Consider the following 11,868-nt stretch of genomic DNA (forward strand, 5'->3'; position numbering starts at 1 on the left):
ATTCTTTCGTCTCAACCGAGGCGCGCATTCTACGCTAGCCTCACATCCTGTCAAGCGTTTATTTTGAAGTGTTTAGTTAATCTCTAACAACTTCAACCGCTTGCGCTTTCGATTGCTCGTCAGCGGGAGGCGAATATTACTAGATTCTACGGGTGAGTCAACACCTCTTTGCAAAACTTTTCACGCCATCGACACCCTTCACGCCATCGACATAGTGCCGTCATGGACCTGGCAGCGCGCACTCAGGTCGATGGGGCTCGATCTGGCATACGTGCTGCCGCTTGGGATCGCCTATGGGCAGCTCGCGCTGCGAGGCCGGCCCTTTTCGCCAGGGGTCTGGCGAATTCGTGGGGTCTGTCATATAGACACGACTCGAAGCGCATCCCGCCAGACACATCACTATTGCCAATATTACCTTCGACATCCAATGCCCTCTTGAAAAGGGTTGGAGAATACGAAGGCAAACCAGCCCGTCAAAGAGGCTGGTTCCGAGATTATCGTAGGATGCTGCCTTGAGATCCAAACCGCACGTGTGCTGACCGTGTCGCTCCAGCTTCAGGGATTGCTCTTGAGGTACTCAAGAAGGTCGGCCATCTTTTGATCGTTGCCGAACCACCACAGACGCATTTTGGTACCAGGTACCACATCGCTGGGTGCCTCGACGAAGGTAGCGATCTTCTCGGCCGTCCAGACGATGCCCGAGTTCTTCATCTCTGCTGAATAGCTGTAGTCACTGGTGCTTCCCGCCGCGCGGCCGATCACGCCGTTGAGCTGCGGACCGAATGCGGCCTGGGCACCGCGACCTACCTTGTGGCAACCGCCGCAATTCTTGTCGAATGCCGCCTGGCCTGCTACGGCGTCTCCCGCAGCCAGGGCGTTGGCCTGCAGCGGGACCAGTAGCGCGAAAAGCGCGCAGGTTACTGATTTCATGTTTCCTCGGGGGTGTTGTTACAGACGCTCATCATAACGGCTGACACAGCAAAGAGAGATGCCGGGATAATGCAGGGTGATCACTGCCGATAAAAACGGAAAAGGAGTCACTCATGCGCAGATCCAGCACAGCCATGGTCATTGCGGGTTTCGCGGCAATCACGACTGCATGGGCGGGCGACGGCACCTATGCCGCGCAGCCTGCAGTCGAACGCCTGGTAAAGGCTCGGGCCGAATCATTGATGGAGCAATACAACATTCCGGGCATGGCGGTCGCCATCACTGACGGTCGCCAGCAGCTCTTCTTCACCTATGGGCTGGCGTCGCGCGAGACGAAGGCGCCCGTTACCGCAGATACGCTGTTCGAGCTTGGCTCGATCAGCAAGACTTTCACCGCCACCCTCGCTACCTACGCGCAAGCCAATGGGCAGTTGTCCCTGAGCGATCATCCCGGCCAGTATCTGCCTACATTGCGCGGCACACCGCTGAACCAGGCGTCCCTTGCCGACCTGGGCACCCACAGCGCCGGCGGATTCCCTCTGCAACTGCCGGACGACATCCAGAACACTGCACAACTGATGACGTATTTTCGCGACTGGCAGCCCACTTATGCACCGGGTACCCGGCGCAGCTACGCGAACCCCAGCATTGGGTTGCTCGGTATGATCGCAGCCACGAGCATGAAGATGCCGTTCGGCCAAGCCATGCACGACAAACTGCTTCCTGGTTTGGGCCTTGCTCACACTTACCTGAATGTCCCGACTGCGCAGTTGCCGCGCTATGCGCAGGGTTACGACAAGAACGACCAGCCGGTGCGGCTGAACCCTGCGGTATTGGCCGAGGAAGCCTATGGCTTCAAGTCCAGTGCGCGGGACATGCTTCATTATGTTCAGGCACAGATCGGAGCGGTGGCCTTGCCTGCGAAGCTGCGCGAAGCGCTGGACGCCACGCAAAGGGGCTACTTCAAGGTAGGTGGCATGACGCAAGCCCTGATCTGGGAACAGTACGGCTACCCCGTCGCGCTCGATACCCTGGTGCAAGGCAATTCCAATGCAGTAGCCCTGACCACCCAACCCACAAGCCCGCTGGAGCACCTGGACGAGGCATGGGTCAACAAGACCGGGTCCACCAATGGATTTGGCGGGTATGTGGCGTTTGTACCGTCACGTGGAATCGGCGTTGTACTGCTTGCGAACAAGAATTATCCGAACGAAGCGCGGGTCAGGTTCGCCCATGAGCTGGTCCAGGCACTGGACCAGCGACTGGACAAGTAGGGCGTTCACGCACGTTCTCAAGCCCATGGGTCTGGAGTAGGATCCGAGTCCTGACCTTATTGGAGTTTCGTCGATGCGCCGCACTTGCCTGTTTCTCGCTCTCACGCTCGGCCTGGTCAACGTAGCCTGGGCTGCCAAGCCAGCACCGAGCGCCCCGAAAGTGCAGACCGTCAAGACGCTCGACGGCAAGTTCATGTTTACCCTGCCTGCGGGGTACACCGCCAACCCGCTGCCACCTGCCGATCCGAAAAGCGAAGCTGCAGGTGCCAAGGGGATGATGTACATGAATGAAAGGGAAAGACGCGTGGTGGTGACCACTGAGCTGCCCATTCCCAAGGGTGGGCATGCTGCCGACAACGATGATGAGTTCCTGACGGGTGCTACTGCAGGTTTCATCAAGCAACAGGCGACTGCACTGCCTGACTTCAAGAAGACTGCGGAAAAACGCATCACCTTGCGAAAGCTGGGCGTGGAGCAGATCGACAGCACAGCGACCATGGGCGGCGGCGCAACCATGACGACTACCTTCGTGGCCGGCTCGGGACCGACCATGTCGGTTGTCCAGGTGATCTCGCGCGCCAGTGACCAGACGGGTCATGCGGCCATGGTCAAGCATATCGTGACGGGCAAGTAACGGAATCGGCCCACCCTGCCCCGCTGTGGCAGGGGGTTTGCTGTGCGCAGGACAAAACAGCGCCCAACAAAAAACCCGCCGAAGCGGGTTTTTTGTCTAGCCATTCCAACATCCTGTCAGCAGCTTCCTTGCAATGGCCGGTCGTCCCTGACCCTGAGTCGCATCCTTCGTCTCAGTTAGTGAGGCTAGATTACTGTGATGACGGTGATCGCAATAGAGGCGATTGGAGCCACGACGTGTAAGTGATTCGCTATACCGCTGCTGCCCGGCGCAACCAAAGGGTCACAGTGGTGCCCTCCCCCGGCCGGCTCTCGATCCGTGCGATACCGTCTGCGCTCGACGCGAAACCGTACACCTGCGACAACCCAAGCCCCGTACCCTGTCCGGCAGCCTTGGTGGTATAGAACGGTTCGAAGACCTGGGCCAGTACCTCTTCCGGGATGCCCGGCCCGTCGTCCGCAACGCTCAGGCAAAGGTATGTACCGTCGGCCAGTTGGGCGTCACCGCAGACGACACGTTCACAGGTGGCCACGCGGATCTGCCCGGCACCGCGTAGCGCATCGCGCGCATTGACCAGCAGGTTGAGCAACGCAGCGTCCAGTTGATGGGCGTCGCACATCACCGCCTGTGCTGGCGCCTGCAGATCCAGCTGCACCTTCGTCGCCGTACCGAGCGCGCGACCGAACAGGTCACTGTTGTGCTCGATCCGCTCGTCGAGTACGACCGCCTGCACGCTGGGCTCCTCGCGACGGGCGAAGGCGAGCAGGTGATGAATCAATTGCGCGCCCTGCCGAACCGCCTGCAGACCAATTTCGGTAAGGCGTTCGACTTCCAGGGGCTTGCGTGCCTTGAGGCGAGTCATCTGCAGGCTGGCACTGACGGCCTGCAACAGGTTGTTGAAATCGTGGGCGATACCAGCAGTAAGTTGACCCAGCGAGGAAACCCGTTGGGCGTGGCGCAGGGTCTGCAGGGTTTGCTGGTGCTCGCCCAGCACGCTGTCGAGCTGACGGGACAAGGCGAGGGTCTGTTGCTCGCGCTCGGCACTGAGCAGGCGCAACTCCAATTGCGCAGCCGTTTGCCGTGCCAAGGCCTGCAAGGCGCTGCACTGCGCCGCATCCAGCGTACGCGGCACGGTATCGATGACGCATACCGTCCCCAGTGCCAAACCCTGACGCGAGATGATCGGCGCGCCGGCATAGAAGCGGATGTAGGGAGGGCCCAACACGAGCGGACTGCCCATGAAGCGCGGATCCAGGTGAGTGTCGTGCACGATCATCACGGCATCAGGCGCGAGGATGGCATGGGCGCAGAACGCCAGGTCGCGATGGGTTTCGGATACGTCGAGCCCCACACATGCCTTGAACCACTGACGCTCGCGATCCACCAGAGAAACCAGGCCGATGGGCGCCTTGCACAGCTGAGTCGCCAACTGGACGATATCGTCAAAACCCGGCTCCGGGACACTGTCGAGCACACTCAGATGTTCGAGCGCAGCCAGGCGTTCGGACTCGTCGATAGGCGATGGGGCCGGGCTGTGAGACATGCAAAAGGCCAGGTGAAGGAATTGATCGGCGATAATGCGCGCGGTGAGCCATGGCGGCAAGCATGTGCGGGCATATTGCGCATGAACGAAAAAGGGCGACCCTTCCGGATCGCCCTTCTGCACCGCCCAGCAGAGCGGATTTTGTTTGGTAGGCGCGATTGGACTCGAACCAACGACCCCCACCATGTCAAGGTGGTGCTCTAACCAACTGAGCTACGTGCCTGCTGTGGCGCGCAATTTTACGGATTGGTGCGCCACTGTCAACGGCAATTTGCCGTCACTGGTAAAAAAATCGCTCACTTGCAGTGGATGCATTCGATGCGTCCGTCAATGCAGGCAGCATTGCTTGAACTTCTTGCCGCTGCCACACGGGCAGGGATCGTTGCGACCCGTCTTGGTGTCGGCAGTGACGGGCGTCTTGCCCGGACGACGCTCGAACCAGTACTGGTGCAGACGGATGGCGGCCATCTGAATCATTTCCATGGCCTCCTCGGCGTCCAGTTGCTCGCCTGATGCGTCATGCTTCAAGAGGTCGACACCTTGCGTGTGCAGCGTGATCAACGCCAGCAGGTCCTGTTCCTGATCAGGCATGTCGAGCCAGCTGCCACCGACCACGACCCCACGCTCATAGCCATAGCACCAGTCCTCGACACTGACGACGTCTTCGTCGTCGAACAGATTGAAGATCGGCGCGAAGTTTTCGAAGTCTTCCTCCAGCAACATGGCCAACTGATTCATGTGCTGGATGAGGAGGTCGAAGAATTTCTCGAACTGCTTGTCGTCCTTGAAGACCGGCAACTGATCAGGCCCACCCCACAGCGCTGCGTACCAGTCGTCGAAAGCGATTGCCTGAGGGCACGAAACGATAGCTGTGAAAAAGCCATCGAGCTCGGAGATGCTGCCGACCGATTTCTCGCTGGCGTATTGCCCCAGTACGTCTTCTACGTAATCCAGTTGTGCGTCGGTCAGCGCGTCATTGCTGATGTTGTAGGCCATGGTCTGCTCGGTCGGGTCATCAAAAAGAATGCCCGCATTGTAGCCGCCAGCGTGCACGATGTCCCCGGATCTGCTGCTGATCAGTTGTCCGACGGGCTCAGGTAACGCCTGATGTCTTGCTCTTGGCCGCTGCCAACCAACAGCCAGAGCAGGATCCTGCATTTGCGCGGGCAGAGAAAGCCGCCCATCACGGCGCCTTTCGCCTGCAAATCCACCTCGCCGCCTACAAAACCGTAACTGCCGCTGGCCGTTGGCCCACTGCCCGTGCGAGTGGCCACTATGACCGGCATATGCTGGCCAATGACTTGCAGGCTGGCGGCCCAGCACTGCGAGACATGCCCGGCGCCGAAACCGGCAATGACCACGCCCCGATACCCGGCGTCGACGACCCTGTCGAGCAACAAGGTGTCTGCATCCAGTGTGGCCTCCAGCAGCAACACGGTGTGATCGGTTCGGATGGGATACGGCAGGCAGCAGCGCGCTGCAGGCGCGGCGGCGTAGTGCACCCGACCTTCGATCATCAAGCCGATCGGCCCGTAGGGTGCCGAGACGAAGGCATCCATGGCCAGTGCCGCTACCTTGCGCACCCGGGACGCCGAGTGCACCTGATCGTTGATAACTACCAACACCCCACGCCCGCGACTGTGTTCGGCCAGCGCCACCTGACTTGCAGCCAGCAGATTCGCCGGGCCATCGGCACCGCAGTGCGATGCCGCACGCATGGCGCCCGTCAGTACCAGAGGTTCGTCGAGATCCCACAGCAGATCGAGGAAGAAGGCGGCTTCTTCCAGGGTATCGGTGCCTTGGCTCAAGACCACGCCGACGGCTCCGGCCGTGACACAGCCACGGGCCCATTCCAGGGCCTCGAGCAAGGCCTGGAAACTCAAGGAGGCGCTGGGCAGCAGGCTCAGTGTGTGCACCTGAACCTCGGCCAGCGACGTCAACTCGGGCAGCAGATCCACCATGCCCTGCCCGCTCAAGCTGGGCTGCACACCCACCCCAGTGGCCTGGGTCTGCATGCTGATGGTGCCGCCCAGGGCACCTACGGAAATTCTGGGTAGAGCCATGGGCGGTACTCCGTCAAAGGTTCGAGCTGCCGATGATCAGGCCGATCAGCGGAAGGATGAGCACGGTGCTGATTGCCATGGACAGCACGTTGCCGATGTAGCCATGCATGTAAGAAGGCAGCCGCTGGCTGATGGCCACGGCAAGCGGCGGGGCCAGCAGTGCGCCCAACGCGGCACTGAGGATGATCACGGACAGGCTGCCACCATGGACGAGAATGGCGGCGGGGGCTACCGAGACGACAGGAATGTAGGTCGGATACCAGCCGCGGGCAATCCATTGGTGGCGCCAGATCAGCACTCCCAGCGCTGAAGCCAGGGTTTGCGCCGCCAACAGTTGCAACAGCCAACCGGAACCGTAGAACGGACTGGCCGGATTCAGCATCAGCGCCAGCAGCGCGCCCAGCACCAACCCCAGGCTTGCCCATTCATTGCCGAAAAACGGTGCCTCGGAGAAGTCCGCAAGAATGCGGCGCAAGGTCCAGCGCACACCGTAATCCGGCGTCGGAGTCATTACCGGTGGCGCTGTCGCCGGTGCCGCATCGGGCCTGACCAGCACCGGGAAACGCTTGCACAGCAGGAAGCCGATCACGCTGCCCACTGCCATGCCGGTGACATTGCCGATCACCACTGGCAATGCCAGCGGGGTACACACGTACTTGACCATCAGCAGGCAGGCCGGGGTGATCAGCACGGCGCCCATGACGGCTCCGGTGAGCGCCACGCGCCAGCCACGCCCGAACAACAGCACCGTGGCTGCTGGCATGGACACGAAAGCGACGAAGGTCGGCTGCCAGGTATCGGCCGACAGCGTCCAGCCCCAGAGCAGATTGCCCAGACCCAGGCCGAGCAGCGAGCTGGTCACCACCCACGGCCATAATCCGGTGCCGTAGCAGATGGCGAAGCCCTGCCAGCGCTTGCCGGTGCGATTGGCCCACCAGCCCAGCCCTGCACCCGCAAGCAGGCCGATGGAGGCGAACTCATGTTTGTAGAACGCGACTTCGCTGATATCACCCACCACCCAGCGCCACCAGGCCGCGGGATGGTGCAGATTAGCCATCATGTCGCCATAGCTGGGCCATAGCGCATCGACGGCCAGCAGCTTGCCGCTGATCACGGTCAGGGTAATGGCCAGCGACAGTATCAACAGGCCAGTGAGGGTTCCGCTGGATGTGCGGGCTTGCGTGTCGTGCAGAGAAGTTTGCATGGCCAGACCTCCTCAGCGCGGCAGCGCGGCGTGACGGTCATAGCCCAGCATCGAGCCATAGAGGTCGACCCGGCGGTCACGCGGCAGATCGTTGAGGCTGTTCCAGATCGGTGCACTACGTGCAGAGACGAGGTCGATGTCGGCATAAAGGATGGTTTCCTCTTCGGCCCCGGCCACCGCGCTGAGCGGCCAACCGTTGGTTCCGGCGATCAACGAACAGCCGAGGAAGCGATCGCCGCGGTCGGTGCCAATGCGATTGGCCGCAGCGATGAAGGTATTGTTGACGTGTGCTGCAGTGATGGTCAGGTACGACGCCATGCATTTGCCGGTTTCGTCGAACAGGGGCGGCGGTGTCCACACCCAGTTGTTCAGGCTGCAGATGATGTCGGCACCCTGCAGGCTGAGCAGGCGTGGCACTTCCGGAAACCAGACGTCCCAGCAGATCATCAGCGCGATGCGCCCGATGGGCGTTTCGAACACCGGAAAACCGAGGTTGCCGGGACTGAACCAGAGTTTTTCAAGGTTCCAGAGATGTGCCTTGCGGTACTTGCCGATGAAACCTTCGGGGCCCACCAGCACAGCGCAGTCGTAAAGCTTGTGACCATCGCGTTCCGCCAAGCCGGCGGCGAGATAGACCTGATGTTCGCGCGCGAAGTCGATCCAGGCCTGCGCGCTGGGGCCTTCAGGCACGGCCTCGGCCAGCGCGAAGGCTTCTTCGCGGTTGCGATAGGCGTAGCCGGTGTTGGCCAGCTCCGGCAGCACGATCAGTTGGGCGCCCCCTGCAACGGCGCGCTGGGCCAGGTGAAGGCTATGGGACAGGTTGAACGAGCAATGTTCGAGGCCACATTGTGGATCGAACTGAACGACAGCGACCCGCACGGGGCTGATAGCGGAAGCGGAGGACATGGAGGCACCTTTTTGTTGTTTTTGGATTGCCTCCGCATGAAAACGCATTCGTTTAGATGATAAAACCGGACGCTTCCCAAGCATCTGTAGGATTAATCCGGCAAGTAGTGCCAAGGAGTACCAGGTCGTTCAGGACTCGGTGCCATACCGAGGGTAATGGGACAGATCGAATCCGCCGTTGAACGTGGCACCCTGGTTGGCGCAGAGGTTGATCACCGCATCCACGGCGCCGCGCAGGGCCGGTTCGGTCCAGCCGGCGTCGACCGAAAAAGACTCACCCGCGAAGTACAGCCCGGACAGGCTGCTGTAGTCGCGGTTGTAGCTCATCAGCCCGACCGCATCCTGGTAGGCGCCGGCGCGGTAGAGCTTGGCGCAGCCCAGCGCATTGCGGTCCGTGACCCAGCGCTGCACACGTGCGTTGGTGGTGTCGATGAACGGAGAAATGCGCGAGCCGACATTGCTGCAGCGCAGCAGGATGCGGTCCAGCTCGCGCACACAGTTGTCGACCAGCTCGGCATCGCTGAACGCCGCCAGCTTGGTCGCATCGTCCTCCCAGGTGTAGCTGAGCAGGATGCAGTCATAGGCATAGCTGTCGTTGTAGCGATAGGCGTAAACGTCGTGCACGAAACTGTCGGTGATGAGTATCTGCGGTATGTCACGCCTGGCCGAGAGAAAGGTTTTCTTCAGCGGCGCGTAGACTTTGCAGCTGGTTTCCCAGTGTGCGGTCTTGTAGGCATTGATGGTGGGCTGGGGCAGCATGGCCGGGGTGAAACCTGCCACCTGGATGCGCGTTTCGAGGATCCAGGAGGGCACCGTGACGATGACCGAGTCGAACCTCTGCTTCACTTGCCGGCTGGCCAGTGCGTCGCTTTGATGCCAGCGGTAACCCACTTCAATGCGGCCGTCGGCCAGTCGCGTGAGGCTGTTCACGGGACTGTCGGTGATCAGGCCCGCAGGCTGCTCGCGCAATCGCTCGTAGGGCGAGCGAGCGCCCTCCTCCAGGGGCATGAACATCAGGCACTCATCCAATGCGGCCAGACCCAGATAGCGAGGTGTGGCGAACGACACGCCCTTGGAGTCGGTCACGGCTTGCTCCGTGAGGAACGGAGCGGCCAGCGGCTTGCCCTGGCCATCGACGCGACCATGAACCAGTTGCAGATGGCTGCTGAAGCCGAAGATCGCGGTGCGCAGTGGATAAAGGCTGCACACGTCGTAGAAAGCGCCCCAGCTGCCGTCGCCTATGCCGATGGCGTAGAAGATCGAAGATTCGTCGGCCGACATGCCCAGGCCACCGAAGTCTCCTGGCTGGTCGGGATCCCAGAGAGCGATGGCTGGAGAGCGAACCAGTTCGCGGAATGGTACATGCTGGTAGCGCGTGACAATGGCAGACCACAGGGCCGGCCACTCTTCACTGCCGAACACGGCGGCGACCTGGGTCGCCATGCGCTCGGCGAACAGCTTCCATTTCCGGTAGACGGCTTGCAGCACTGCGGTCGGCGGCGCCGTGCTGCCGTCAGGGTTGTTCCAGATCAGCAACTGAGGTTCGGTCTGCCCTTCAAGTTGACCTTCGCGCAGATAGATACCGGTGGAGCGTACGAAGGGCGTGCCGGGATTGGGGAAGTCTGAGGTCTTGAGGTCGTAGAGGCCAGCGTAGTAGGCCATCAATGAGCGGCCGTCTACAGGCGCCTCGCCAGTGCGATTGAAAAAGGGCATGCGCATGGCGCCCATTTCGAAAGGCGTCGAGGGCGCCGTGGATTGAGGGCTGTCGACCTGCACGGTGAGGTGACGTCCGCCGAGGCGACGCGACTGCTCGATCAAGGTGATGCGTTCGAAGCCACAGCGCAGCAGTTCGCGGGCTGCCACCAACCCTGCGACGCCCGCGCCGATGATGCAGATGCGGTGGTGTGCGTTACCTGCGTGCGCAATGCCGCCGGGTTGTTCGAGCAGGCGGCGATAGTCGAAGCATAGATCCGGAGGGTTGGGAAAGCGGGCGGCCCACGGCAGGCTGGCGGGGTTTTGCACGGCGGCCGCGATGTCGGCGGGATGGTTGTGGGATGAGCCAATGGTCATGAATGACAGTCCTTGTCGATCGGATTGAGGAGGCGTCAGTGTGCGAAGCCGTGGTGCGTCCAGGCAGAGGGATTGGGGGGCAGCGGTGTAGGAAGGATTTGGGGCGTATGTGGGAAGCAGGTGCGGTGGTTCAGGGAAGTTGCGGTATGGCCGGACGCGGCTCGCGCCGCTGCTACAGGGGGCCGGGTGTGTCGCCGCGTCGGGTGTTAGACGGGACGGGGGTTTGTAACGACGTTCTGGAGGGGCTGGCCTTGGTGCAGCCGGTTGATGTTGGCGGCTATGAAGGCGTATCGGCGTTCGAACAGGCCGTGGGTCCAGCCGGAAGCGTGGGGGGTGCAGTAGGCGTTGGGGAGGTCTTCGAAGCGGTATTCGGCTGGTGCGACCGGGTCGGTGTCGCCGCTGGGGTAGCGGTACCACACATCCAGATAAGCCTTGGCGATGCGGCTGTCACGCAAGCTCTGGTAGAGCGCGTGAGGGTCGACCACGGCGGCGCGGGCGATGTTGATCAGGACGGCATCCTGGCGCATTGCGGCAAACTGCGCAGCGCCGAACGAGCCGCGGGTGCGCGCGTTCAATGGGCAGGTGAGGATGACGAAATCGGCGCGCGTGAGTGCCTGGTCGAGCTCACCGGGTGGGTACGCTTCATCCATGGGGCCTTCGACACGCCCGCCTTCGGCGCGTGCGGAAATGGCGATGACGTTCAGGCCGAAGGCCTGGGCGCGGCTGGCAACAGCCTGGCCGATACGGCCGAAGCCGACGATGACCACGGTCTTGCCGAACAGCTCGCCGCGCGGCTGACGCTTCAGGTAGGCGCCCGTCCAGTGTTCGGTACTGAAGCGCGCACGCAGAACCGCCAATTCCACCTGGTGTTCGAGCATGCAGGCCAAGGCGTATTCAGCCATGGGAATTTCATGCTCGAACACATTGCAGACAGTGGCACCGGGGGGCAGCGCGGCGAAGTCGATGCCATCCAGGCCGGCGCCGGGTACGTGCAACAGGCGGAACGCCGGTGCGGGGCCAGTGCGCTGGAAACGCATCGAGACCAGCACGTCGGCGCCTTCGATCTGCGCATCCCAGGCAGCCGATTCCTGTGCCTCACGGGGCAGCGCGACGAATTGCGCCGGGTAGCTCAAGCCAGCGGAGAGTTCCTCGCGGTGTGTCGCGGCCTCTCCCACCATCACGATTTTCATGTGCGTCCTCTTGTGGCGTAGCGCTGCGGGCAATGGTAGCGCAAACATCGGTAG

Annotated in this window: 10 protein-coding genes and 1 tRNA gene; 2 read left to right on the forward strand and 9 right to left on the reverse strand. The window is 61.7% G+C overall.

The window, feature by feature from the left end; translation table 11 throughout:
• Nucleotides 1-555: 555 nt before the first annotated feature.
• Nucleotides 556-930, reverse strand: coding sequence for a c-type cytochrome (locus IFT98_RS09635; protein ID WP_122795191.1), 375 nt, complete (start codon nt 928-930; stop codon nt 556-558).
• Nucleotides 931-1,043: 113 nt separating this feature from the next.
• Between IFT98_RS09635 and ampC the strand changes: the two genes are divergently transcribed.
• On the forward strand, nt 1,044-2,204 hold the full coding sequence (ampC, locus tag IFT98_RS09640) for a class C beta-lactamase (RefSeq protein ID WP_244650925.1): 1,161 nt from the start codon (nt 1,044-1,046) through the stop codon (nt 2,202-2,204).
• Nucleotides 2,205-2,277: 73 nt separating this feature from the next.
• Complete coding sequence (locus IFT98_RS09645; RefSeq protein ID WP_192048271.1) at nt 2,278-2,838, forward strand: hypothetical protein; 561 nt, start codon at nt 2,278-2,280, stop codon at nt 2,836-2,838.
• A gap of 250 nt (nt 2,839-3,088) precedes the next feature.
• On the opposite strand, the gene IFT98_RS09650 is transcribed toward IFT98_RS09645, so the two are convergent.
• The 8 genes from IFT98_RS09650 to IFT98_RS09685 form a co-directional block, all read right to left on the reverse strand.
• Nucleotides 3,089-4,381: a sensor histidine kinase gene (locus tag IFT98_RS09650; protein WP_192048273.1), complete on the reverse strand. Its 1,293-nt coding sequence runs from the start codon at nt 4,379-4,381 to the stop codon at nt 3,089-3,091.
• Nucleotides 4,382-4,527: 146 nt separating this feature from the next.
• Nucleotides 4,528-4,604 (reverse strand) — tRNA-Val (locus IFT98_RS09655).
• Nucleotides 4,605-4,708: 104 nt separating this feature from the next.
• Entirely contained in the window at nt 4,709-5,377 is a 669-nt protein-coding gene (locus IFT98_RS09660; RefSeq protein WP_122714275.1) for a UPF0149 family protein, read from the reverse strand.
• 80 nt (nt 5,378-5,457) lie between these two features.
• Nucleotides 5,458-6,444, reverse strand: a complete 987-nt coding sequence (locus tag IFT98_RS09665; RefSeq protein WP_192048275.1) for an asparaginase — start codon at nt 6,442-6,444, stop codon at nt 5,458-5,460.
• A 13-nt stretch (nt 6,445-6,457) separates the two neighbouring features.
• Nucleotides 6,458-7,648, reverse strand: a complete 1,191-nt coding sequence (locus IFT98_RS09670) for a hypothetical protein (protein ID WP_192048277.1) — start codon at nt 7,646-7,648, stop codon at nt 6,458-6,460.
• 12 nt (nt 7,649-7,660) lie between these two features.
• Nucleotides 7,661-8,554 (reverse strand): nitrilase family protein, encoded by an 894-nt coding sequence (locus IFT98_RS09675; protein WP_192048279.1) that lies wholly within the window; start codon nt 8,552-8,554, stop codon nt 7,661-7,663.
• A gap of 129 nt (nt 8,555-8,683) precedes the next feature.
• A complete protein-coding gene (locus IFT98_RS09680; protein WP_192048281.1) occupies nt 8,684-10,624 on the reverse strand; it encodes a flavin monoamine oxidase family protein in 1,941 nt (646 codons plus the stop codon).
• Nucleotides 10,625-10,830: 206 nt separating this feature from the next.
• Nucleotides 10,831-11,814, reverse strand: a complete 984-nt coding sequence (locus IFT98_RS09685) for a 2-hydroxyacid dehydrogenase (protein WP_192048283.1) — start codon at nt 11,812-11,814, stop codon at nt 10,831-10,833.
• Nucleotides 11,815-11,868: the final 54 nt, after the last annotated feature.

Origin of the sequence: Pseudomonas sp. CFBP 8770, from assembly GCF_014841705.1 — a bacterium.
GTDB lineage: Bacteria > Pseudomonadota > Gammaproteobacteria > Pseudomonadales > Pseudomonadaceae > Aquipseudomonas.